22 protein-coding genes are annotated in these 23,966 nt (G+C 64.4%); 16 read left to right on the forward strand and 6 right to left on the reverse strand.

Going from position 1 to position 23,966, the window contains the following annotated elements; all coding sequences use genetic code 11:
• Together BGK68_RS18960 and BGK68_RS18965 are read right to left on the reverse strand one after the other, a co-directional pair.
• Window positions 1-1,668: an ATP-dependent DNA ligase gene (locus BGK68_RS18960; RefSeq protein WP_075258356.1), complete on the reverse strand. Its 1,668-nt coding sequence runs from the start codon at window positions 1,666-1,668 to the stop codon at window positions 1-3.
• Window positions 1,661-2,710: a ligase-associated DNA damage response exonuclease gene (locus BGK68_RS18965; RefSeq protein WP_075258357.1), complete on the reverse strand. Its 1,050-nt coding sequence runs from the start codon at window positions 2,708-2,710 to the stop codon at window positions 1,661-1,663. The genes BGK68_RS18960 and BGK68_RS18965 overlap by 8 nt, the downstream gene beginning before the upstream one ends.
• 291 nt (window positions 2,711-3,001) lie before the next feature.
• Between BGK68_RS18965 and BGK68_RS18970 the strand changes: the two genes are divergently transcribed.
• The 3 genes from BGK68_RS18970 (at window position 3,002) to BGK68_RS18980 (ending at window position 5,532) form a co-directional block, all read left to right on the forward strand.
• Window positions 3,002-3,934, forward strand: a complete 933-nt coding sequence (locus BGK68_RS18970; RefSeq protein ID WP_075259895.1) for an HDOD domain-containing protein — start codon at window positions 3,002-3,004, stop codon at window positions 3,932-3,934.
• Between the two features lie 533 nt (window positions 3,935-4,467).
• Window positions 4,468-5,208: a transporter gene (locus tag BGK68_RS18975; RefSeq protein WP_075258358.1), complete on the forward strand. Its 741-nt coding sequence runs from the start codon at window positions 4,468-4,470 to the stop codon at window positions 5,206-5,208.
• Window positions 5,209-5,325: 117 nt separating this feature from the next.
• Window positions 5,326-5,532, forward strand: coding sequence for a hypothetical protein (locus tag BGK68_RS18980; RefSeq protein WP_034334193.1), 207 nt, complete (start codon window positions 5,326-5,328; stop codon window positions 5,530-5,532).
• Window positions 5,533-5,636: 104 nt separating this feature from the next.
• Here the strand turns inward: BGK68_RS18980 and BGK68_RS18985 are convergent, their stop codons facing one another.
• The gene (locus BGK68_RS18985) at window positions 5,637-6,389 is read right to left on the reverse strand and encodes an SDR family NAD(P)-dependent oxidoreductase (RefSeq protein ID WP_075258359.1); all 753 of its coding nucleotides are present in this window, start codon (window positions 6,387-6,389) and stop codon (window positions 5,637-5,639) included.
• Window positions 6,390-6,574: 185 nt separating this feature from the next.
• Between BGK68_RS18985 and BGK68_RS18990 the strand changes: the two genes are divergently transcribed.
• The 9 genes from BGK68_RS18990 (at window position 6,575) to BGK68_RS19025 (ending at window position 15,778) form a co-directional block, all read left to right on the forward strand.
• Complete coding sequence (locus BGK68_RS18990) at window positions 6,575-8,050, forward strand: aldehyde dehydrogenase family protein (RefSeq protein ID WP_075258360.1); 1,476 nt, start codon at window positions 6,575-6,577, stop codon at window positions 8,048-8,050.
• Between the two features lie 2 nt (window positions 8,051-8,052).
• Window positions 8,053-9,576, forward strand: a complete 1,524-nt coding sequence (xylB, locus tag BGK68_RS18995; protein WP_075258361.1) for a xylulokinase — start codon at window positions 8,053-8,055, stop codon at window positions 9,574-9,576.
• Complete coding sequence (locus BGK68_RS19000) at window positions 9,573-10,274, forward strand: HAD hydrolase-like protein (RefSeq protein WP_075258362.1); 702 nt, start codon at window positions 9,573-9,575, stop codon at window positions 10,272-10,274. Before xylB ends, BGK68_RS19000 begins: the two co-directional genes overlap by 4 nt.
• 9 nt (window positions 10,275-10,283) lie before the next feature.
• The gene (locus BGK68_RS19005) at window positions 10,284-11,123 is read left to right on the forward strand and encodes a MurR/RpiR family transcriptional regulator (protein WP_075258363.1); all 840 of its coding nucleotides are present in this window, start codon (window positions 10,284-10,286) and stop codon (window positions 11,121-11,123) included.
• A gap of 63 nt (window positions 11,124-11,186) precedes the next feature.
• On the forward strand, window positions 11,187-11,900 hold the full coding sequence (rpiA, locus tag BGK68_RS19010) for a ribose-5-phosphate isomerase RpiA (protein ID WP_075258364.1): 714 nt from the start codon (window positions 11,187-11,189) through the stop codon (window positions 11,898-11,900).
• A gap of 166 nt (window positions 11,901-12,066) precedes the next feature.
• Window positions 12,067-13,155, forward strand: coding sequence for a sugar ABC transporter substrate-binding protein (locus BGK68_RS19015; RefSeq protein ID WP_075258365.1), 1,089 nt, complete (start codon window positions 12,067-12,069; stop codon window positions 13,153-13,155).
• Window positions 13,156-13,216: 61 nt separating this feature from the next.
• Window positions 13,217-14,494 (forward strand): ATP-binding cassette domain-containing protein, encoded by a 1,278-nt coding sequence (locus BGK68_RS19020; protein WP_233149347.1) that lies wholly within the window; start codon window positions 13,217-13,219, stop codon window positions 14,492-14,494.
• Complete coding sequence (locus BGK68_RS28395) at window positions 14,491-14,721, forward strand: hypothetical protein (RefSeq protein ID WP_233149348.1); 231 nt, start codon at window positions 14,491-14,493, stop codon at window positions 14,719-14,721. Before BGK68_RS19020 ends, BGK68_RS28395 begins: the two co-directional genes overlap by 4 nt.
• 28 nt (window positions 14,722-14,749) lie before the next feature.
• On the forward strand, window positions 14,750-15,778 hold the full coding sequence (locus BGK68_RS19025; protein ID WP_075258366.1) for an ABC transporter permease: 1,029 nt from the start codon (window positions 14,750-14,752) through the stop codon (window positions 15,776-15,778).
• 96 nt (window positions 15,779-15,874) lie between these two features.
• Here the strand turns inward: BGK68_RS19025 and prpF are convergent, their stop codons facing one another.
• The 3 genes from prpF to BGK68_RS19040 all read right to left on the reverse strand — a co-directional run bounded on the left by prpF (window position 15,875) and on the right by BGK68_RS19040 (window position 20,477).
• Window positions 15,875-17,065: a 2-methylaconitate cis-trans isomerase PrpF gene (gene prpF / locus BGK68_RS19030; RefSeq protein ID WP_075258367.1), complete on the reverse strand. Its 1,191-nt coding sequence runs from the start codon at window positions 17,063-17,065 to the stop codon at window positions 15,875-15,877.
• The gene (gene acnD, locus BGK68_RS19035) at window positions 17,062-19,683 is read right to left on the reverse strand and encodes a Fe/S-dependent 2-methylisocitrate dehydratase AcnD (protein WP_075258368.1); all 2,622 of its coding nucleotides are present in this window, start codon (window positions 19,681-19,683) and stop codon (window positions 17,062-17,064) included. The genes prpF and acnD overlap by 4 nt, the downstream gene beginning before the upstream one ends.
• Before the next feature lie 62 nt (window positions 19,684-19,745).
• Entirely contained in the window at window positions 19,746-20,477 is a 732-nt protein-coding gene (locus BGK68_RS19040) for a GntR family transcriptional regulator (protein WP_075258369.1), read from the reverse strand.
• Between the two features lie 251 nt (window positions 20,478-20,728).
• Here BGK68_RS19040 and BGK68_RS19045 point away from each other — a divergent pair, with 251 nt between their 5' ends.
• The 4 genes from BGK68_RS19045 (at window position 20,729) to BGK68_RS19060 (ending at window position 23,903) form a co-directional block, all read left to right on the forward strand.
• The gene (locus BGK68_RS19045; protein ID WP_075258370.1) at window positions 20,729-21,466 is read left to right on the forward strand and encodes an IclR family transcriptional regulator; all 738 of its coding nucleotides are present in this window, start codon (window positions 20,729-20,731) and stop codon (window positions 21,464-21,466) included.
• Window positions 21,467-21,611: 145 nt separating this feature from the next.
• Complete coding sequence (locus BGK68_RS19050) at window positions 21,612-22,367, forward strand: glutamine ABC transporter substrate-binding protein (RefSeq protein ID WP_075258371.1); 756 nt, start codon at window positions 21,612-21,614, stop codon at window positions 22,365-22,367.
• Window positions 22,368-22,464: 97 nt separating this feature from the next.
• Window positions 22,465-23,130, forward strand: a complete 666-nt coding sequence (locus tag BGK68_RS19055; RefSeq protein WP_075258372.1) for an amino acid ABC transporter permease — start codon at window positions 22,465-22,467, stop codon at window positions 23,128-23,130.
• Window positions 23,130-23,903 carry an amino acid ABC transporter ATP-binding protein gene (locus tag BGK68_RS19060; RefSeq protein ID WP_075258373.1) on the forward strand — a complete coding sequence of 258 codons (774 nt, stop codon included), beginning with the start codon at window positions 23,130-23,132 and terminating at the stop codon, window positions 23,901-23,903. The genes BGK68_RS19055 and BGK68_RS19060 overlap by 1 nt, the downstream gene beginning before the upstream one ends.
• Window positions 23,904-23,966: the final 63 nt, after the last annotated feature.

The raw sequence follows: 23,966 nt of genomic DNA on the forward strand, positions 1-23,966 counted from the left end.
TCAGCGCTGCTCCGGATGGACAGAGTCCGGCAGCAAGGCGCGCAGGGCGGCCAGGGTATCGGCCTGCTCCACGGTCTTGTCGATGCGCTGGCGCAGGATGCGCGGGAAGCGCACCGCCATGCCGGCCTTGTGGCGGCTGGAGAGGGCGATGCCTTCGAAGCCGATCTCGAAGACCATGCTGGGCTGCACGCTGCGCACCGGGCCGAATTTCTCGATGGTGCTCTTGCGGATGACCTGATCGACCACCGCGATCTCGGCATCGGTGAGGCCAGAGTAAGCCTTGGCGAAGGGCACCAGCTTGCGCTGGCTGCCCGCTTCCGGCGGCCCGTCCCACAGGGCGAAGGTGTAGTCGGTATAGAGCGAAGCGCGCCGGCCATGGCCGGCCTGGGCGTAGATGAGCACGGCGTCGATGCTGTAGGGATCGATCTTCCACTTCCACCAGGCGCCGTCGTTGCGGGTGCGGCCGATGCCGTAGCGGGCATCGATGTCCTTGAGCATCATGCCTTCCACCCCGCGTTCGCGGGCGCTGGCGCGCAGTTGGGCCAGCGCGTCCCAATCGTTGGCCGCCAGGGTCGGGGCCAGCATCAGTGCGGCGGCGGGGTGGCTGCGCACCAGCGCTTCCAGCCGGCGGCGTCTTTCGCTTTGCGGCAGGCCGCGCAGGTCGCAGCCATCCTGTTCCAGCAGATCGTAGGCGATCAGGCCGGCGGGCAGTTCGGCCAGCAGCCTGGCGCTGAGGTTCTTGCGGCCAATGCGCTTCTGCAGTTCGGAGAAGGGCGCCACACGTTCGGCATCCACACCGGCGTCGGGATGGCGGATGACGATCTCGCCATCGATCACGGTGCCGTCCGGCAGGCTCAGGGCGGCCAGCTCGGGGAAGCGCTCGGTGATCAGTTCCTCGCCGCGCGACCATAGCCAGTTCTGGCCGTGGCGGCGCACCAGTTGGGCGCGGATGCCGTCGTACTTCCATTCCACCTGCCACTGCTGGATCGGCCCCAGCGTGGCGGGCGCATCCAGCAGGGGATGGGCCAGGAAGAAGGGATAGGGCTGGCCGCCTTGCAGTTGCTGGTCGGCGCTGCTGGCAGGGGCGATCAACTGGGTGAAGCGCTGGGCATCCGGGCGCGCGCGGCCATCGGTCCAGCCGACCATGCGTTGCGCCACCAGCTTGGCGTCGAGCTGGGCGACGGCGGCCAGCGCCCGCGTGACCAGCAGGCGCGAAACGCCGACCCGAAAGCCACCGCCGATGAGCTTGGAGAGCAGGAAGCGGCCGTGCCAGTCCAGTTCGTCCCAGGCCTGGAAGAGCGCGGTGCGGATGGTCTCGGGCGCTGCTCCGCGCAGGGGCGCGATGCGTTCCTCCAGCCAGCGCGCCAGTCCTAGCTCATCGCTGTGCTGGGCCGGCGGCAGGATGTGGGCGATGGTCTCGGCCAGGTCGCCCACGCTCTGGTAGCACTCTTCGAAGAGCCATTCATCGATCTGCGCATAGTCCATCGCGCATTGCTTGAGCAGGCTGGTCGGGACCGCCTGGCGGGGCTTGCCGCCGGCCAGGAAGTAGACGGCCCAGGCCGCATCGGCGGGGTCGGCGCGGCCGAAGTAGTCTTCCAGGGCCGCCAGCTTGCGGGTGGTGGAGGTGGTGGCGTCGAGCTCGCCATAAAGCCGCGAGAATTCACGCATGAGGGGCGGGCTCCGCAGTCGCGGCGGGCATCTCTTCGGTTGCCTCGTCGCCGTATTCGGTATCGAAAGCGCCGGCGTCCAGGCCGTTCTGGCGCAGCCAGCGCACCATGGTGGCGACCTGGCCGTGGGTGACGATGATGCGCTCGGCCTCTGTGGCCGCAATGGCCTGCTGCAGCGCCGGCCAGTCGGCATGGTCGGAGAGCACGAAGCCGCGGTCCACGCCCCGGCGGCGGCGCGTGCCGCGCAAGCGCATCCAGCCGCTGGCGAAGGCGTCGCTGTAGTCGCCAAAGCGGCGCATCCAGGGCGAGCCCGCCGCCGAGGGCGGCGCGATGACCAGGCTGCCGGCATAGGCTGAGGAGGGGTTGCGCTTGCCGGCTTCGCCCGGGCTGACGGTTTGTGTGTCGGGCAGCGCCACGCCTTCCTGGCGATAGAGACGATTGAGCGGTTCGACCGCGCCGTGGCAGACGATGGGGCCGATGCTGGGATCGATTCCGTGCAGGATGCGCTGGGCCTTGCCGAAGGCATAGCAGAACAGCACGCTGGCGCGGCCCTGGGCGGCGTTGGCGCGCCACCAGGCGTTGATCTCTTCGAAGATCTCGGCCTGCGGCTGCCAGCGGTAGATCGGCATACCGAAGGTGGATTCGGTGATGAAGGTGTGGCAGCGCACCGGCTCGAAGGGCGCGCAGGTGCCGTCGGCCTCCAGCTTGTAGTCGCCCGAGGCCACCCAGACCTGGCCCTGGTGCTCCATGCGCAACTGGGCCGAGCCCAGCACATGGCCGGCCGGATGCAGCGACAGGCGCACGCCATTGTGGGTCACGCTCGCGCCGTAGGCCAGGGTGTCGAGGGCTATGTCAGCGCCCAGCCGGGCGCGCAGGATGTCCGCGCCGGGCGCTGCGGCCAGGTAGTGCGCATGGCCGGCGCGGGCATGGTCGGCATGGGCATGGGTGATCACCGCCCGCGCCACCGGGCGCCAGGGGTCGATGTAGAAATCACCTGGCACGCAGTACAGACCTTCCTTGCGCACCACCACCATGTCTTGCATGCCGCCGTTTCCTTGTTCCGGGTTGCTGGCCGAGTGGGCTCGGCCAGGGTACGGGCTAGCTTAACCGCAACGATTCTTTCTTGCAGTCGGTGGCTCTCCTACGCCCCTGTCAGGGGAACCAGTATTGTCGCGTCCTGACTAAGTTCTGCATTGCATCGCGGCACAGTTGTCCTTAATTAGGTATGCTATCGCCAATTATTGTTGGCAATCGGTAAATTTTATTGTCTTAGTTTTATCGCCCCGTTTGTCCATCCGCTGCCAACCTCAAGCCCCTTCATCACACGCATGAGCATGTCTACCTACGTCGATCCCCAGACCTTCCGTGAAATGCAGGACTCCGAAGTGCTGCCCGCTCCCTCGGGCGTACGCCTGAAGATCATGCAGATGTGCCAGCAGGAAGATATCGCCTTGCCCGAACTGGTGGCCCAGGTCCAGGGCGATCCGGTGCTGGCGGGGCGGCTGATCCAGATCGCCAACATCCCCAACATCAACAAGGGCCGCATGGTGGCCTCGGTCAATGTCGAGTTGCTGCTGATGGTGGGGCTGCATGCGGTGCGCCAGATGGCGCTGGCGATCTCGCTGACCGAATCGGCGCGACGCGGCGACTGCGCCGAGTTCGACTATGACGCCTTCTGGAGCCGTTCCACTGCCATGGCCTGCGCCGGCCAGGCGCTGGGCGACCTGCTGCAGGTGGCGCCGCCGGCAGAGATGTTCACCATCGGCCTGCTGGCCGGCATTGGCCAGCTGGGCCTGGCCTCGGCGCGGCCCAAGCGCTATGGCGAGCTGTTGCTGGCCGGGGCAAAGGACGCACAACTGCGCGCCCAGGAAAGAGAGAGCTTTGGCTTCGATCATCTGGCGCTGGCCGCTGCCATGATGCAGGACTGGCATTTCCCCCGCATCTTCTGCGAAGCCGTGCTGTATCATCGCGATCCGGCCGCCAGCGGTCTGGAGGAAGACGACCGCCAGCAGAAGGTGACACGCCTGCTGGAGCTGGCCGGTTGCGTGGCCGACGTCTGCACGGCCAGCGACGAGCAGCGGGCGGCCCTGCTGCCGCGCCTGCTGAAGCTGGGGCAACACTTCGAGCTGCCGGTATCGAGCCTGGAATACGTGTGCGGACGCGTCTCCTGGGATTGGAGCGACTGGGGCGCATTGCTCAAGGTGCCGACCCGGGTCTTGCGCGAGATCGGTCCGGAACTGGCCGCAGCTGCCGAACAGGCAGCTTGATGTAAATCGGCGACGTCAGTTTTTGTCAGTAAATTTCGAAATTATTCGTTGCTGATTTGTCAGTTTCGGGTGTTACTATGCATCCCGCTCTGGAAGCAAAACTCATTTTCTGATCGCCAAAAGTAAGCACTGACGCGATACCGTCTGTGCGCTTGAGAGCGGATGTCAGTCAATGCGGAACCGGTGTGCGACGACGGCTTGCTCGCGTCTGCGCAAATCCGCTTCCAGACCGCGCGCAAGGCCGATGAACCCAGCCACCCATGTTTCTTCCTGAAGGCCACGGCATACGCCGTAGCCTGCCTCGGGGACACATATTCATCAAATAGGCCTTGCCTGCGCCCTTTCTGTTCGGAATGCCAGGCACTTGGCTTTGCTAATGTGTTCCGATAAAAAACGCGGCGTGTTCCATTCGATTCGCTTCGATCACATCCTGCCACCGTCGACCATGGCGTGCATTGTCACGCCTTGAGCGGGGCCGGGTGAGGGCGGCTGACGATGGAGGCGCTGTTCCTGACACGAATAGGGGGTCCCCCATGACAAAGAAAATTCTCGGCATTTCCTGCCTGCTGCTGGCCGCCAGCCAATCCGCCTTCGCCGCCCATCCGCTGGTCACTGACGACGCCGGCGTCCAGGGTGCTGGCGGCATCCAGATCGAAACCAATACCGACTGGAGCCGCCAGAACGGCGCGGCCAGCCACGTCGGCGCCTTTACCTTCACCTACGGCGTGACCGATCATCTGGACCTGTTCACCAACCTGCCGCAGACTTTCCAGTCGCCCAACGGCACCGGCGTGGGTGATGTCTCGGTGGGCGCCAAATGGCGCTGGCATGAAGCCGATGGCCTGGCGCTGGCCTTCAAGCCGGAGTTCTTCATGCCCAGCGGCGACGAGCAGAAGGGACTTGGCACCGGCAAGAACGGCCTGGGCCTGACCGGCATCGCCTCCTACGAGACCGGGCCATGGACGCTGCATGGCAACATCGGTGTGCGCCTGAACCGTTTCAAGCGGGAAGAAGACCAGCAGTCCATGCGCAAGACCGTCTGGCGTGCTTCGGCAGCGGTCTGGTACGGGCTCAACGAACAGTGGCGACTGGTGGCCGATACTGGCCTTGCGCAGAACGCAGATGCGTCTAGCAAGAAGCTGCCTTCGTATGCGCTGGTGGGGGTGATCTGGTCGCCCAACAAGACGGTGGACCTGGATGCAGGCGCCAAATTCGGCCTGAACAAGGCGGAAGTGACGCGTCAGTTCGGCGTGGGCGTGACCCTGCACTTCTGAGGTGAGCGATGCGAAGGTCGGGTCAGTCTGTGCAGTGCAGCATGCAATCGACTGGAAAGACTGACCAAATCTGCTATCGTTGACCCTGGCACAGGGCCACGACTAAGGAGACGACAGATGGATCTGGTGGAAAAATTCGATGCCAAGGGCAAGACCGGCGCACCTTACCACGTAGAGGTGTACCAGACGCAGCAGGACGAGGCCGACGAAGCGGCGCAGGCATTCAGCCGCAGCTACAAGCTGGCCGATGGCCGGGCGCTGGATCCCCTGACCAACGAGAAATTCAGGATCGTCCAGACCGGAGAAAAGATCTACCGCGTTTGAGTCCGTCCGGGACCCCGCAATACGACGATCAAGCTGATCAAGCCGGCGCCGCAAGGCGGCCGGCTTTTTTTGTGGCCGTCACCCGTCACCCGCCGCCATGCCCCTCAGAGGCAGGTATAACCACCGTCTGCATTGAGAATGGCGCCCGTCACGAGGCTGGCAGCGTCCGAGGCCAGAAAGGCCACCACCTCCGCAACTTCTTCCGGCCGGCCCATGCGCGCCTGCGGCGTCATCGCCATCCAGCGCGCGAGCAGGGCCTCTTGCTTTTCCAGTTCCTGCAGCAGCGGCGTGGCGATATAGGTGGGCGCGACTGCATTGACCCGCACCCCGCGCGCCGCCCATTCCACGGCCAGCGAGCGCGTCAGGTGATGGACGGCGGCCTTGGAGGCGTTGTAGTGGCACTGCGGCTGCGGCACGTTGACGATCATCCCCGACATCGAGCCGATATTGACGATGGCGCCGCGGCCCCGTTCCAGCATACGCCGGCCGAAGGCGCGGCAGGACTTGAAGACCCCGCCCAGGTTGACGTCGAGCACCTTGTCCCACTCTTCATCACTCATCTGCTCGGCCGGTGCATTGCTGACGATGCCGGCATTGCAGACCAGGATGTCCAGGGGCGGCAACTGCGCTGCCAGGGCATTCAGGGCCGCGCTATCGGTGACGTCCAATGCGAAGGCCTGAGTGGTCGGGCTCAGCCCACTGGCGGTGGCGGCTGCGCTTTGCAGGCGCACATCGGTGCAGATGACGGTGGCTCCTTGCCGCGATAGCGCGTGAGCACAGGCCGCGCCTATGCCTTGGCCGGCGCCGGTCACCAGGGCCAGGCGGCCGTGCAGGTTGCACGGGGTGGAAAAAGGCATCTTGTCTCCTCTAAAAGACTAATAAATATGTAGTAATGCTATATATCATGATGTGTTGTTTCGTATTTTTGCTAGACCGATTCAGATTAAAGCACCTAATTCCGAAGAATTTCGTGTAAATCCCTTTGCGCATCGTTCTTTTAGCTAGTTATACTATATTTTCCATCGCTCAAGGAGAATCCGTGATGCTGGGGAAGCTGGAGGTGCCGGCCCGTCTGTCGGGCAAGCTGTTTGCTGAGGGTCGTTTCATCGCAGGCGAAGGTGGCCGACTGCCGGTGTACAACCCGGCGCGGGGGGAGGTCATTGGCGACATCGCCATCGCTACCCCTGGCGAAATCGCCGCGACGGTGGCCGCCGCGGTGGCCGCCTGGCGTCCCTGGGCGCGCCAACCGGCGAGGATGCGGGCCGAGGCCTTGCACACCCTGGGCCGCCTGATCCTGGACGATGCCGCAGGCATGGCCGAACTGATGACTCTGGAGCAGGGCAAGCCTTTCAACGAAGCCTTGGGTGAAATCCGCAAACTGGCAGAAGCCTGCCACTTCTATGCCGAAGAAGCGGTGCGCGTGCATGGCGAAGTCATTCCCAACGACCAGCCAGGCTTCCAGAGTCTGGTGCTGCGCGAAGCCATCGGTGTGGTGGCGGCCATCACTCCCTGGAACTATCCGGCTGAACTGGTTGGGTGGAAGCTCTGTGCGGCGGTAGCGGCAGGCTGCCCGGTCATCATCAAGCCTTCCGAATTCACCCCCTTCACCGCACTCCATATCGCTGAAAAGACACTGCAGGCGGGCATCCCGCCTGGTGTGGTCAGCGTACTGACCGGCGACGGCGCCAGCGTCGGTCAGGCGCTGGTCGATCATCCGGACATTCCCAAGATCGCCTTCACCGGCTCTTCCCGGACCGGTCTGCGCATCCAGCAATCCTGCCCTTCCATCAAGCGGCTGTCGCTGGAGCTGGGCGGCAACTGTCCGCTGCTGGTCACGCGCCATGCCGACCTGCCGCAGGCCGTGCAGGGAGCAGTGCGGCGCTCCTTCCGCAACATGGGGCAGATCTGCATCGCCATCAATCGCATCTATGTCGAGCGCACCGTCTATGCGGATTTCCTGGCCCAATTCGCGGCAGCCACGCGCCAGTTGGTGATCGGCGACGGCCTGCTGCATCCGGCGGCGGACCTGGGCGCGATGGCGCAAGCCGCGCCTTTGCAGAACACCCGCCAGCACCTGCAGGACGCACTGGACAAGGGCGCCAGGCTCATCGCTGGCGGCGCTGCGCCGCAGGGTGAGGCCTTTGCAAAGGGGCTGTTTTTCCAACCCAGCATCGTCGCCGATTGCACTGCGCAGATGCTGGTGATGCGTGAAGAAACCTTCGGTCCACTGGTCGGCGTGGCTCCCTTCGATCACCTCGGCGAAGCCATCGCCCTGGCCAATGACACCCCTTATGGCCTGGCAGCCTATGCCTACACCCAGGATCTGCAGGAGATCCACCGCTGCGCAGCCGAACTCGATGTCGGCAACGTGGCCATCAACCACGTCGATGCCGGCATCATGAATGCCCCGTATGGCGGCCGCAAGCAGAGCGGTATCGGAGTCGAACACGGGCGCGAGGGATTGCTCGAATATTTCCAGTTCAAACATGTGCGCCTGCGTCACGGTGTGGGGGCCTGAGCATGCGCGCCGCGTTGTTGGGCATCGACCTCGGGACCTCGGCCTGCAAGGCCTTGCTGCTGTCCACCGAAGCGCATGTGCTGGCCAGCGCCAGTGCCGCCTATCCCGTCTCGCAGCCACGTGAACGCTGGGTCGAACAGGATCCCGCTGCCTGGATCGCGGCGGCGCGTGAGGCGGTGGCGTCGGCCCTGCAGTCGGCGGGGCCGGTGCAGTTGCTGGGCATCGGCCTGTCGGGGCAGATGCATGGCCTGACGGCGCTGGACGCGCAGTGTCGGCCCTTGCGTGAGGCCATCCTCTGGAATGACCAGCGCAATGAGGCCCAGGCGGCGCAGATCACCGAGGCAGCAGGCGGTTTGCCGGCCTTGCTGGCGCAGACAGGCAATCGCATGCTGGTCGGTTATACCGGCGGCAAGCTGCTGTGGATGCAGCAGCATGAACCGCAGCACTATGCACGCCTGCGCGTGGCGCTCAATCCCAAGGATTACCTGCGCTACGTACTCACCGGGGAGCTGGCCACCGAAGTCTCGGATGCCTCGGGCACCGGGCTGTTCAATGTGCGCGAGCGTCGCTGGGCGACCGGATTGATCCGCGCGGTCGGGCTGGATCCGTCGCATTTCCCGGCGTGTCATGAATCGCAGGTGATCACCGGCCAGGTGCACACGCAGGCGGCCGAATTGTTTGGTATCGCGCCCGGTATCCCGGTCATCGGTGGTGGGGGCGACAGCGTGATCCAGTCGCTGGGGGCGGGGGTGGTGGCTCCCGGCGCCTTGCAGAGCACCATCGGTACCGCCGGCATCCTGGCCGCGGCGCTGGATCGCCCCTTGCCCTCCCCGGATGGCCGCATCCAGCTGTTCTGCAACGTCGATCCCGGGCGCTGGCATGCCATGGGCGTATCGCTCAATGCGGGCGGTGCGCTGGCCTGGTTCCGTAACACCATGCAGATCGGCGGCCCGGCCCCGGGATACGAGGACATCATCGCGGCCGCCGCACAGAGCCGGCCCGGCGCACGTGGCTTGCTGTTCCTGCCTTATCTCTACGGCGAACGCTGCCCCCATCCCGATCCCTCGGCGCGTGCCGCCTTCATTGGGCTGTCTGCGCGCCATGGCTTTGCCGATCTGGCGCGCAGCGTGCTGGAGGGGGTGGTGCATTCCCTGGCCGACATGCGCAGCCTGATGCACGCCATGGGCGTGGACGCCGGCTGGGTCAGCAGCTCTGGTGGCGGGGCGCGGGCCGCATTGTGGCGGCAGATGCAGGCCGACATGCTGGGCTGCGATGTGGTCACGCGCCAGGGCGCGGCTGAAGGTGCGGCGCTGGGCGCGGCCCTGCTGGCGGGTGTCAGTCTGCAGGTCTGGCCCGACATCGACCATGCCGCTGGCCTCCTGCCCGAACTCACGCGGGAACACCGCGATCCGGCGCGCGGCGCGCTGTACCACGAAGCGCACGCGATCTATCAGGGGCTCTACGCCACGCTGGCCGACAGCTTCCAGCGCCTGGGCGTGATCGCGGCACAAGGGGAGGGCGCATGAGCCAGCACACCGCCGCCGGCTACGCCGCCTTCATCTTCGACCTCGATGGCACCCTGATCGACAGTGCTCCCGACATTGCCGCCGCCGTCAATACCTACCTGCGGGAGCAGGGCCATGCCGCGCTGGAGGTGGCCTACGTCGAACGCTTCATCGGCAACGGCCCGCGCCGGCTGATCCAGGACATCCTGATCGACCAGGGCATCGCCTTTGATGAGACGGCTCTGGATGGGGCCGTGCAGGCCTATATCCGCCACTATCGACGGCACCCGGCCAGCCATACGCGCTTCTTCCCGCATGTGAAGGAAGATCTGGAAAGCCTGCACGCCGCCGGCATCCGGCTCGGCATCTGCACCAACAAGCCGCACGCACTGACGCATCAGATCCTCGATCTGCTGGCGCTGTCGCCGCTGGTGGAAGTGGCGCTGGGCGCGGACGCCGTACCAGCCTGCAAGCCCGACCCCGGCCATCTGCGCGCCGTGGCGCAGCACATGGCGCTGGCCGATGGGGCCTGGGCCTACATCGGCGATACGCTCGTCGATCAGGTCACCGCGGCGGGCGTCGGCGTGCCGTTCTTTGTGGTCCCGTGGGGTGGCGGCGGCGAGGTGCACGTCCCTGCGGCACAGCGCCTACAGCGCCTGCGTGACCTGCTGTCTTATAAAATCGCAGCTTTGGCCTCAGGGCCATCGACAAGAACATAAAGGACAGCCATGAGCAACAGCCTGCTACAGCAGATCGTGCGCGAGCAAGAAGAAATGAAACCGGCCGAGTTGCGCATTGCGCACTTCGTCAGCCAGGCCCCGGGCGAAGTGATCCACATGAGCATGGCCTCGCTGGCCGAGCGTTGTGCCGTCAGTGATCCGACCATCGTGCGCTTCTGCCGCCGCTTCGGCTTCAATGGCTATCAGGATTTCAAGCTGAGCCTGGCGCAGAGCCTGGTGCCGGCCGCCCCCTTCGGCTACGAGCAGATCACCAAGGATGACGATATCGGCCAGATCGTGCGCAAGACCTGCCGCAATTCGCTCTCGGCCATCCAGCGTGCACTGGAAGACCTGGTGCCACAACAGATCGAAGAGGCTGCAGCGCTGCTGCAATCGGCCACCTGGGTCGGCATCTACGCCAGCGGCATTTCCGAAATCACTGCGCTGGATGCCGAGCACAAGTTCCAACGCCTGGGCCTGCGCTGTGCGGCGGTCATGGAAGAGAAGAAGCAGTGGATGCACGCCGAGAAATCGCGGCCCAATGAGGTGGCGCTGATCTTCTCGCAATCCGGCCATACCAAACGCATGGTGGAGCTAGCCATGGTGGCGCGTGCCGGTGGCGCACGGGTGGTGTCGGTGACCGCTGCCGACAGTCCGCTGGCCCAGGTCACCGATGCGCTCATTGCCGTGCTGCCCTATGACCAGACCGAATTGATGACGCCGCTGGCCTCGCGGCTGAATCATCACCTCGTGGTCAACATGCTGGTCACCGCCATCGCCGTGGCCAGCAACAGTGAATTCCCTGACCAGTTGCCGGCCCTCGATTCCTGGATGGCCGACAAGATCTAGCCCGGCCAGGCGTCTGCAGCCGAGCCCGCCTGCCAGGAATCAGTGCTTTTTTAAGGAGAGACCATGCAGTTGAACCAGAACGAAGCAAAGAAACTGGCCGGTCGCCGCGCCATCGACGAATTCGTGCGCGACGGCATGCGCCTGGGTCTGGGTTCGGGGACCACGTCGCACTTCTTCGTGCGCGAGCTGGCCAAGCACATCGCTGGCGGCCTCGACGTCACCTGTACCGCTACCTCGCGTTCGACCATCGATGTCGCGCGCGAGGTCGGCATCCCCATCATGGACCCCAACGAGATCGGCCAGCTCGACCTGACCATCGACGGGCCCGACGAGATCGACCGCGAGTTTCAGATGATCAAGGGCGGCGGCGCCTGCCTGCTGTGGGAAAAGATCATTGCCCATGCCTCCACCCGCATGATCACCATCTGCGACGAGAGCAAGATCGTCGACCGCCTGGGCGCCTTTCCGCTGCCGGTGGAAGTGGTGCAGTTCGCCTGGAAACAGACCGAACGCATGATCGCCGGCCTGCTGCGCACGCAGGGCATCGAGGCCCGTATCGTCCGGCGCATCCGCGACGAGCGCCCGGTAGTGACCGACAGCGGCCATTTCATCCTCGATTGCCATTGCCAGGCCATCGCCGACGCACCGCTGCTGGAAAGGGAACTCAACCGCATTCCCGGCGTGGTGGAGAACGGACTGTTCACCCGTGAAGCGGCGGGCATGGTGGTGGGGTGCTTTGATGGCGCGGCCTATGTTTGCTTGCGTGCGTCGATCTAGTAAAACTTCGTGGGCGCTGCCTGACCAGCAGGCGTACGAAGATGAAGTTTCTTTCCAAGCTGTTTTTCCCCGAGGATGCCCGCCGTAAGCAGGGTGAAGCTTTCTTCCTGAATCCGGTAGCCGGTGGGCGTAATAGCAAAACTATATGGATTAATTGGAGGTAGACATGACATCGCATCCTGCATCGACGCGCCGGCAGCTCCTGCTTGGCGGCCTGGCCATAGGTGGCTTGAGTGTACTGGGCGTTCCCGGCCGGGCCGGGGCGCAGCAGAAACTGCTGATCCCGTTCAGCAACAAGAGTCTGGACTATTACTTCTTCGTGATTGAAGAGGCCGCTGTCAAGCGCGCGGTGGAAGCCCACCAGGGTAGCTTCCAGGCGACCAACGCCAGCTTCGACAATACCCGTCAGCTGGAGCAATGGCAGTCGTTGATGCTCTCGCGTCCGGCCGCGCTGGTGTCGGACCCCATCGACAGTCAGGCCATCGTCAGTGGCCTGCGCCGCTACAACCAGCAGAAGATCCCGGTGGCCATCATCGACACGCCGGCTGAAAGCGGCAACGTCGCCATCACCGTCAGCTTCGACAATTATCTGGGTGGCGTGATGGCTGCCAGGGAAATCATCAACCGGCTCATCAAGAAGCACGGCAGTCCCAAGGGCAAGGTGCTCAACTGCTATGGCGCCCTGGCCAGTGTGGCCTGGCGCCAGCGCAAGGAGGGCATGGATGCGGAGTTCGCCAAGCATCCCGGCATCACCTACATCAGCCGCCCGACCGAAGGCAAGCTGGACCAGATGCTGGCCGTGACCTTGGCGACGCTGTCCGAGCATCCTGATCTCGATGCCGTCCATGCGCCCAGCGATTCGCCGGCCCGTGGCATCGCCACGGCCTTGCAGCAGAAGAACCGCTGGAAGAAGGTGGATGAGAAGGATCATGTCATCTTCGTCACCATCGATGGCGAGCCGGTGGCGCTGCGCTGGATCCAGGACGGCTACATGGATGCCTGCGTCTCGCAGGACCCGATTGCCTATGGCGAGGTGGCCGTGGAGATGCTGGTGAAATATGCGATCCCCGGCAAGGAGGTCCCCATTGGTCCGTACGAAAACAGGAAGTACTTCTGGGAGAAGGGGCAGATCGTCAAGGGCAAGACCGGCCCCACGCTCATCATTCCGCCCTTCGTGATCGACCGCAGCAACGCGGCCGACCAGCGCCACTGGGGCTATGTGGCAGAGAAGGTATGGGGCATCGCCTATACCTGAGGCCATCGCCAGGGCAGGTGCGACGCTGCCGAATGGGTACAGACGGACACAAGGAGGCGCCATGACGACCGATACTACCTCTGCGCGCAGCAATGCGCTGGCGCTGCGCGTGGACAACCTGGGCAAGCGCTATGGCGCCTTCCACGCCCTGCGCGGCATCACGCTGGGCGTCCGCCGTGGCAGCATCCATGGCTTGCTGGGCGAGAACGGAGCCGGCAAGAGCACGCTGGTGGGCTTGATCTCCGGCCAACGCACACCGAGCGAAGGCCGCATCTTCCTCGGTGAAGAGGAAATCCAGGGCGCCGACGTCCAGCGCATGGAGGCCGCGGGCGTCTTCCTGGTGCCGCAGGAGCCGATGATCATCGAGCACATGCCGGTGATGGACAACCTGATGCTGGGTCTCTGGCCGGCCTCGCGCGGCTTCATCTCGATGCGCCGCATGCGCGAGAATGCCACGCGCATGCTGGCCGGCAGCGGCATCGACGCCGAGCGCATGGCCGGCACGCTGGATGCGGTGGCGCGGCGCAAGCTCAATATCCTGCGCGCCATGTTTTCCGGCGGCAGCATCATCATCCTGGATGAGCCGACTGCAGCGCTGACGGTGCCGGACCGGTTGCAACTGTTCGACTTCATGCGCCAGCTGCGCTCTTGCGGCGTCACCTTCATATTCATCTCGCATTACAACGATGAAATCCTCGACATCTGCGACGCCGTCACGGTGCTGCGCGATGGCCGGCTGGTGGCAACCTGCGAAGAAGTGCGCAGCCTGAGTTCGAGCCAGCTCTCGGAATTCGTGCTGGGGCGGGAACTGGACCTGTTCCAGCGGGAACGCGGTGGTCCCGCTGCGACCGACGCCATCTGTGTCAAGGGCATCGCGGGCGACAAGCTGAGCGTGCAGGAACTGACTATCCGGCCCGGTGAGATCCTTGGCCTGACAGGCTTGCCGGGTGAGGGCGCCAAGGAGCTTGCGCGTGGCCTGTTCGGCTTGCAACCTCTGGGCAATGGCAGCATCCGCTTTCCTCAGGAGGCGGCTGCCCGGTTGCCGCAGACGCCCGATCAGGCCTTTGCCATGGGCATTGCCTATCTGTCCGATGACCGCCGCCGCGACGGAGTGGTGGGCCATCTGTCCATCCGCGAGAACATCGCGCTGTCCTCGCTGCAGCGCCGCCGGCGCGGTGGCTTGGTCGATGAGGCGCAGGAGCGGCAGGTGTGCGCCTGCTACTTCGAACGCATGGGGATCAAGGCCGCCAGCGCCGAGCAAGCCGTCAATGCCTTGAGTGGCGGCAACCAGCAGAAGGTCTGCCTGGGCCGCGTGCTGGCGGCCACGCCGGCCTGTTGATCCTGGATGAACCCACCCGTGGCATCGACGTCGGCGTCAAGCAGGAGGTCTTGCGCACGCTCGACCAACTGACCCGCTCCGGGGTGGCCGTCATCCTCGTCTCCACCGACGTGGACGAGCTGGCCCGCGCCGCCGACCGTATCTGTATCTTCCAGCGCGGACGCATCGCACACACGGTCAGTGGCAGCGACATCAGTACCGACCGGCTGCGCCAGCTGGCGCAGTGACCACAACATGACACAAGGAGACTCCCCTATGACAAGCGCAACCGAGATCGGGGCCGGCCCCAGCGCCGACAGTCCCGGCAGTCCGGCAAGTCCCGCCCAAGGGCCGCGCCAGCCGCGCCAGTTGCTGGCCTGGGTCTTGCGCAACGTGGTCTGGATCTGGCTGGTAGCGCTGGTGCTGGGCTTTGGCCTGTTCAGCCCGTTCTTCCTGAGCGTGATGAACCTGCAGAACATCCTGGTGCAGGCCACCGTGCTGGGCATGTTGGCCCTGGCCGTGGCGCTGCCCTTGCTGGTGGGCGAGATCGACCTGTCGCTGCCGGCCAACCTGGGTTTTTCCTCGGCCATCGGCGCCTGGCTGTATGCCAGCGTGGGCGGGCCATGGTGGCTCACCATGCTGGTCGGTGTGGCCGTGGCGACCCTGATCGGCTGGTTCAATGGCCTGTGCATCACGCGCTTGCGCATGGTCTCGCTGATCCAGACCCTGGCCATGATGATCGTGCTGCAAGGCGCCTTGCTGGCGCTCACCCAAGGCAAGACCATCACCAACCTGGACGATGGCTACATCTGGATAGGTTCGGCCAGCCTGGATGGCTGGCCGCTGATGCCGGTGATCTTCGTGGTCGCGCTGCTGGCCATGTCGGTCATGCTGCGGCGGACCGTGCTGGGCCGCTCCATCTATGCGGTGGGCGGCAATGCGTTGGCCTCGCATGCGGCCGGCATTCGCGTACATCGCATCAAGATCATCTGTTATGCGCTGGCCGGCTGCATTGCCGGGGTGGCGGGTTATCTGCTGGCCTCGTGGCAGATCGCCATCACCTCCAACCAGGGCGCGAGCTACCTGCTGTACGCGATTGCCGCACCCATCATCGGCGGGGTGAGCGTGTTCGGAGGACGGGGCAGCGTGCCGGGCATCCTGGGCGGGGTACTCTTGCTGACGGTGATACAGGTCGGGCTGGCCATTACCAATGTGCCATCCTTCTACGTGGGCATGATCGGCGGAGTGATGATCTTCATCGCCGTGGCCATCGATGCCGTTCGTGTGCGCTTCTTCGTGCAATAGCCGCCCGGCCATGACGAAAAAATGCCGGCGCACAGTGGCGCCGGCCTGTCTTGCGGTTAGCTGCCGCGCAGGTTGCCGCGACTCTTCGCGCCTGGATCAGAAGGCGTCGCCCGGCACTCGCACCCAGCCTTCCATGAGTACCCGCGCGCTGCGGCTCATGATGGCCTTGGTGACGACCCATTGGCCATCTTCCAGCCTGGCTTCGGCGCCCACGCGCAAGGTGCCGGAAGGATGGCCGAAACGCACGCTGTTGCGCTCGCCGCCGCCCGCTGCCAGGTTCACCAGCGTGCCCGGAATGGCCGCTGCGGTGCCGATGGCGACCGCAGCCGTGCCCATCATCGCGTGGTGCAGCTTGCCCATGGACATGGCGCGCACCAGCACGTCGGTATCCTGCACGGTGACGGTCTTGCCGCTGGAAGACACATATTCCTTGGGCGGCGCGACAAAGGCCACCTTGGGCGTGTGCTGCCGGGTGGTGGCTTCTTCAACCTTGCTGATGAGCCCCATGCGCATCGCCCCATGGGCGCGGATGGTCTCGAAGCGGGCCAGGGCGGCCGGGTCGCTGTTGATGGCGTCCTGCAGTTCGGTGCCGGTGTAGCCGATCTCTTCGGCCTTGAGGAAGATGGTGGGGATGCCGGCATTGATCATGGTCGCCTGGAAGCTGCCCACACCAGGCACCTCCAGCATATCGACCACGTTCCCGGTGGGGAACATGGCGCCGTCTGCGCCTTCTTCTTCGGCGGCGGGGTCCATGAATTCAAGCTGCACTTCAGCGGCGGGGAAGGTCACGCCATCGAGCTCGAAGTCGCCGGTTTCCTGCACCTGGCCGCCGCGGATCGGCACATGGGCCACGATGGTCTTGCCGATGTTGGCTTGCCAGATGGTGATGACAGCCACGCCGTCCTGAGGCAGCCTGGAAGGATCGACCAGGCCGGCGGCGATGGCGAAGGGGCCGACGGCGGCCGAGAGATTGCCGCAATTGCCGCTCCAGTCCACGAAATCCTTGTCGATGGAGACCTGGCCGAACAGGTAGTCGACGTCATGGCCGGGGCGCTCGCTGCGCGAGATGATGACCGTCTTGCTGGTGCTGGAGGTGGCGCCGCCCATGCCGTCGATCTGCTTGCCATAGGGATCGGGACTGCCGATCACCCGTTGCAGCAGCTTGTCGCGCGCAGGGCCGGGGACGCGGGCGGCTTCGGGCAGGTCGTCCAGCTTGAAGAAGACGCCCTTGCTGGTGCCGCCACGCAGGTAGGTGGCGGGGATGCGGATCTGGGGGACTTGGCTCATGCTTGTTCCTTGGCGTTCTGGCCGGCGTTGGCGGAGGCTTCCAGGAAATCCTGGGCGAAGCGTTGCAGCACGCCACCGGCTTCGTAGATCGAGACTTCTTCGGCGGTATCGAGGCGGCAGGTCACCGGTACTTCCACACGCTCGCCATTGTTGCGGTGGATCACCAGCGTCAGGTCGGCGCGCGGACGGCGCTGGCCGATGACGTCATAGGTTTCGGTGCCGTCGATGGCATAGGTGTTGCGGTTCTCGCCGGGCTTGAATTCCAGCGGCAGCACGCCCATGCCGATCAGGTTGGTGCGGTGGATGCGTTCGAAGCCTTCGGCCACGATGGCTTCCACACCCGCCAGGCGCACGCCCTTGGCGGCCCAGTCGCGCGACGAACCCTGGCCGTAGTCAGCGCCGGCGATGATGATCAGCGGCTGCTTGCGCTCCATGTAGGTTTCGATGGTTTCCCACATGCGCATCACTTTGCCTTCTGGTTCCAGGCGCGCCAGGGAGCCTTGCTGTACGCTGCCGTCGGCTTTCTTCACCATCTCGTTGAACAGCTTGGGATTGGCGAAGGTGGCGCGCTGCGCGGTCAGGTGGTCGCCCCGGTGGGTGGCGTAGGAGTTGAAGTCTTCTTCCGGCAAGCCCATCTTGGCCAGGTATTCGCCGGCGGCGCTGTCGAGCAGGATGGCGTTGGAGGGCGAAAGGTGGTCGGTGGTGATGTTGTCGCCCAGCACGGCCAGCGGACGCATGCCCGAGAGCGTGCGCTCACCGGCCAGCGCGCCTTCCCAGTAGGGCGGACGGCGGATGTAGGTGCTCTGGGGACGCCAGTCATACAGCGGGCTGACCGACTGGCTGCGGTCCACGCGGGCGGAGAACATCGGGGTGTAGACATTGCGGAACTGCTGCGGCTTGACCGCGGCGGCCACGACGGCGTCGATTTCCTCGTCGCTGGGCCAGATGTCCTTGAGGCGGATTTCCCGGCCCTCGGCGGTCACGCCCAGCATGTCCTGTTCGATGTCGAAGCGGATGGTGCCGGCAATGGCATAGGCCACCACCAGCGGCGGCGAGGCCAGGAACGCCTGCTTGGCGTAGGGGTGGATGCGGCCATCGAAGTTGCGGTTGCCGGACAGCACGGCGGTGCTGTACAGGTCGCGGTCGATGATTTCCTGCTGGATCTTCGGGTCGAGCGCACCGGACATGCCGTTGCAGGTGGTGCAGGCAAAGGCGACGATGCCAAAGCCCAGTTTTTCCAGGTCGGCGGTCAGGCCCGCTTCTTCCAGGTACAGTTCCACCGCCTTGGAGCCGGGCGCCAGCGAGCTCTTCACCCAGGGCTTGCGGGCCAGGCCGAGGCGATTGGCGTTGCGCGCCAGCAGAGCCGCCGCGATCACGTTGCGCGGGTTGCTGGTATTGGTGCAACTGGTGATGGCGGCGATGATGACGGCGCCATCGGGCATCTTGCCGGGTTCGTTCTCGACCTTGCCGGCGATGCCTTGCGCAGCCAGTTCCGACACCGGCAGGCGCTTGTGCGGGTTGCTCGGGCCGGCCAGGGTGCGCACGACGGTGGAGAGGTCAAAGCGCAGCACGCGTTCGTATTCGGCCTTGGCCAGGGTGTCGGACCACAGGCCGGCCTCCTTGGCATAGGTTTCCACCAGCTTGACCTGTTCGTCCTCGCGGCCGGTGAGCTTCAGATAGTCGATGGTCTGCTGGTCGATGGAGAACATGGCGGCGGTCGCGCCATATTCCGGGGCCATGTTGGAGATGGTGGCACGGTCGCCCAGCGTCAGGCTGGCAGCGCCGTCGCCGTAGAACTCCAGGTAAGCGCCGACCACCTTCTGCTTGCGCAGGAATTCGGTCAGCGACAACACGATGTCGGTGGCGGTGATGCCCGGCTGGCGGCGGCCGGTCAGTTCTACGCCGATGATGTCGGGCAGGCGCATCCAGGAGGCGCGGCCCAGCATGACATTCTCGGCTTCCAGGCCGCCCACGCCGATGGCGATCACGCCCAGCGCGTCCACGTGCGGGGTGTGGCTGTCGGTGCCGACCAGGGTGTCGGGGAAGGCTACACCGTCCTTGGCATGGATCACCGGCGACATCTTTTCCAGGTTGATCTGGTGCATGATGCCGTTACCAGGCGGAATTACGTCCACGTTCTCGAAAGCCAGCTTGGTCCAGTCGATAAAATGGAAGCGATCTTCATTGCGGCGGTCTTCGATGGCACGATTCTTTTCGAAGGCTTGCGGGTCGTCGCCGCCGCATTCCACTGCCAGCGAATGGTCCACGATCAGCTGTACCGGCACCACCGGATTGACCTTGGCCGGGTCGCCGCCCATGTCGGCAATGGCGTCGCGCAGACCGGCCAGGTCCACCAGCGCGGTCTGGCCCAGGATGTCGTGGCAGACCACGCGCGCCGGGAACCAGGGGAAATCCAGCTCGCGCTTGCGTTCGATGAGCTGGCGCAGCGAATCGGTGAGGGTCGCCGGATCGCAGCGGCGCACCAGGTTTTCGGCCAGCACGCGGGAAGTGTAGGGCAGGGTGTCCCAGGCGCCGGGACGGATCGCCTCCACGGCGGCGCGGGCGTCGAAGTAATCCAGGTGGGTGCCGGGCAGCTGCTTGCGGTATTGGGTGTTCATGGCGGTTGGCTCGTGTCTCGTTGATGGAATGGTTATCGGGTTATCTGGTTATCTGGTGCGGGTCATGCGTTGGAGGCCTGTCCGGTACGGCTTGCCGCGCCGCCGGTTTGCGCCTGCGCAATCTGGTGTTCGATATTGCGGCGGGAGGCGCCGATGTGACGGCGCATGAGCAGGTCGGCCAGTTCGCCGTCGCCGTCGGCCAGGGCATCGAGGATGCGGTGGTGTTCGGCGAAGGCCTGGCGCGGGCGGTGCGGGGTGGCGGAATACTGGATGCGGTACATGCGGGCCAACTGGTAAAGTTCGCCGCAGAGAATGCGGGTGAGGATCTGGTTGCCGCTGGCCTGGATGATCTTGTAATGGAAGTCGTAGTCGCCTTCCTGCTGATAGTAGCCGCGTCCGGCCTGGAAGGCTTCGTCCTTCTCGTGCGTATCGAGCACCCGGCGCAGCTCATCGAGCTCGGCCCGGCTCATGCGCTGGGCGGCCAGGCGGCAGGCCATGCCTTCCAGCGATTCGCGGATCTGGAACAGTTCGACCAGGCCCTCCAGGGTCAGCGAGACCACCCGCGCACCCACGTGGGGCACGCGCACCAGCAGGTTCTGGCCTTCCAGCCGGTGGATCGCTTCGCGCAGCGGACCCCGGCTGATGCCATAGGTGCGCGCCAGTTCGGGTTCGGAAATCTTGCTGCCGGGGGCGATCTCGCCTTGCACGATGGCGCTCTGGATCTTGCGGAAAACGTGTTCCGACAAGGTCTCGCCCTCGCGGTCATTGCCGGGTAGTGAAATGAGCTCACTCATGGTGTCGACAATCTGTGGTCAAAAAGTGTATTAATCATAGCACTTCACCCTAAAAATGGAAGAAGTGTCGACACTGAAATATTTTCGGCACTGGGTAGTTAAAAAATAGCATGAGGCAATTTTCGTTAGGGATGAGAAAATTCAGCCAGCCGTTGGGAAAATGTGAAATCAGCTTTCAAATTTTTTCAAATATCTTCCTCATATGTGGGAATGATTCACCCAAAATGAGAAATTAACCGTACATTGCCGCCATGGACACTCCTCAGACCTCTACTATCGTTGACCGCGTACTCCACGTCCTCGCAGGCGTGGCTCGTGCCGGCAAGCCCGTCAGTGCCAAGCAGATCGCTGCCATGGTGCAACAACCCGTCAGTACCGTGTACCGGCATCTGGCCTCCCTCAAAAAGTGGGGGCTGTTGCAGGAGCACATGAACTCCGGCACCTTCGAACCCGGCCCCACCGGCGTACAGCTGGCCTGGGGCTTCGACCAGAACTCCAACCTGGTCAGCCAGAGCCGCGAAGAGATCAGCTCGCTGGTCCAGCGCAGCGGCGAGAGCGTCGGCCTGCTGGTAGCCATCAACGGACAGATGGTGTGCATCGCCATGGAAGAAAGCGACCAGCCGCTGCGCTGTTCCTTCACCAAGGGCCGCGCCCATCCGCTGCTCAAGGGCGCCTCCGCCAAGAGCCTGCTGGCCTTCATGCCGCGCAAGCTGCAGCAGAAGCTGTTGACCGACCAACTGGGCGATAAGCCCGAGGAACTGGCGGCCCTGGAAACCCAGCTGGAAGAAATCCGCCGGCGCGGCTACTGTATCAGCGAAAGCGAGGTCGATCTGGGCGTATGGGGCGTGTCGGTACCTATCGTGACCTCCAATGGCCGCCTGGAAGGCACGATCACCCTGATGGCCCCGGCCCTGCGTGTGGGCAACCGCGAGCAGGAACTGGTCCGCATGACGCTGGAATCGGCCCAACGCATCTGTAATCGTTTTTAAGTCTTATTGCCTTACTGTAGGATTTAGCAAGAGCGGCCAAGCTGCGCGCCGGGGGGGTAGGCGCAGCAGCCAGGACGCCAGGTCAATCTGTTGACATCGTGCCGGCAAGCCCGGCGTCCAGCCCATCTTCTCTACTGAGGAAATCATGAAGACATTTTCCAAGCTGCTCTGCGCCAGCATGGCCTGCCTGAGCCTGCTGATCGCGGCTGTCCCGGTCGCCCACGCCAACGGTGAGGTGATCCGGGTCGGCACCGACGCCACCTTCCCGCCGATGGAATTCGTCAAGGATGGCAAGCGCACCGGCTTTGACGTGGAACTGATCGAAGCCCTGGCCAAGACCATGGGCAAGAAGGTCCAGTGGATCGACATCGATTTCAAGGGCCTCATTCCAGGTCTGGTCTCCAACCGCTTCGACATCGCCGCCTCGGCCATCTACATGACCGACGAACGCCGCAAGGTGGTCAACTTCAGCGATCCCTACTACCGGGGCGGGCTGGCCGTGCTGGTGCGGCGTGACGACAGCAGCATCAAGATCCCGGAAGACCTCAACAAGGGCAAGCGCGTTTCGGTGCAGGTGGGCACCAAGTCGGTGGGCTACCTCAAGGACAACTTCCCCGGCGTGGAGCGGGTGGAGGTCGAGAAGAACCAGGCCATGTTCGACCTGCTGGCCACCGGTCGCGTCAATGCCGTGGTCACCGGCCGTCCGGCAGCGGTCGAATATGCCCGCACCCAGCCGCTGGTGCGTGTGCTGGACAAGGGGCTGACCACCGAGCTGTATGGCTTTGCCCTGCGCAAGAGCGATACGGAACTGACCGCACAACTCAACAAGGCCTTGCAAACGCTACGCATGAACGGTACCTATACGGCGCTTACCGACAAGTGGTTCGGCAAGAGCGAATAAGCCGCGCCTTCCGGTCCTGGTCCCCTCTGCATGAAGCACCGCCTCGTCCGCGCACGATCCAGCGTGGCCGAGGCGTTTCTTTTTTCTGGAGCATTGCATGAAACTGGATTTTTCGGGCGTCTGGGAGAGTTGGCCCTCGCTCGTCCACGGCACCCTGGTGACAGTCGAGATCACCGCAGCCTCGCTGGTGGTGGGCTGCGTGCTGGGCCTGCTGGTCGGCCTGGGACGCCTGTCGCCACAGCGTCGCGTGATCTATGGCCTGTGTACGATCTACCTGACCCTGGTGCGCGGCACGCCGTTGCTGGTGCAACTGTTCCTGTGGTTCTTTGGCTTGCCGCATGTGGGCCTGATCCTGCCGGCCTACGTCTGCGGCATCCTGGGGCTGGGCATCTACAGCGGGGCCTATGTCTCGGAGATCGTGCGCGGCGCCATCCAGTCCATTGAGCGCGGCCAGATGGAGGCGGCGCGTTCGCTGGGCCTGCCTTACCGCATGGCCATGCGACGCGTGATCCTGCCGCAGGCCTTCGTGCGAATGATCCCGCCGCTGGGCAATGAATTCATCGCCTTGATCAAGAATTCGGCGCTGGTCTCGCTGTTGACCATCGCCGATCTGATGCACGAGGGAGAGAAGATCATCAGCGTCACCTACCGCTCGCTGGAAACCTATCTGGCCATTGCCCTGATCTATCTGCTGCTCACCAGCGTGACCACGCTGGTCTTGCGCCGCATCGAAAAAGTGCTGCGTTCTGAAGGGAGGGTGTGATGACCGAGCCCATCGTCGAGGTCAGCGGCCTGAGAAAGTCCTTCGGCACCCACGTGGTGCTCAAGGGCCTGGACCTGAGCGTCGCGCCCAGCCAGGTAGTAGTCATCATCGGCCCCAGCGGCAGCGGCAAGAGTACTTTCCTGCGTTGCCTGAACGGGCTGGAAAAGGCCGAGGGCGGCACGGTGAAGGTCTGCGGGCATCCGGTGGTGGAGGGCGGTCGGATGATGCCGGAAGCCATGCTCGACCCGTTGCGCGCGGAAGTGGGCATGGTCTTTCAGTCCTTCAACCTGTTTCCCCACCTGACGGTGCTGGACAACATCACGCTGGCCCCCACCTGCCTGCGCGGGATGTCGCGCAAGGCCGCCCAGCAGCAGGCACTGCAGCTGCTGGAGAAGGTCGGCCTGGCGCACAAGGCCAAGGCCTACCCCGGCACGCTCTCGGGCGGGCAGAAACAGCGCGTGGCCATCGCCCGCGCGCTGGCCATGGAACCCAAGGTGATGCTGTTCGACGAACCCACCTCGGCGCTGGACCCCGAACTGGTGGGCGAAGTGCTGCAGGTGATGCGTGCGCTCGCGGCCGAAGGCATGACCATGATCATCGTCACCCACGAAATGGGCTTTGCCCGCGAGGTGGCCGATGTGGTGGTGGTGATGGATGATGGCAGCATCGTCGAAGCCGGACCGCCTGGCGCCATCTTCACCGCCCCGCAGCAGGCACGCACCCGCAGCTTCCTCCAGACCATGCTGGCGCGCCAGGTTGCCGATGGAAACTGACGTCTGGCTGACAGCGGCATGGATGAGTCCGCGATAGACTACTGCTACCTGCAAGAATAAAGA

The sequence above is a fragment of the Herbaspirillum camelliae genome (assembly GCF_001929405.1).
In the GTDB taxonomy this organism is placed as follows: domain Bacteria; phylum Pseudomonadota; class Gammaproteobacteria; order Burkholderiales; family Burkholderiaceae_D; genus Herbaspirillum; species Herbaspirillum seropedicae.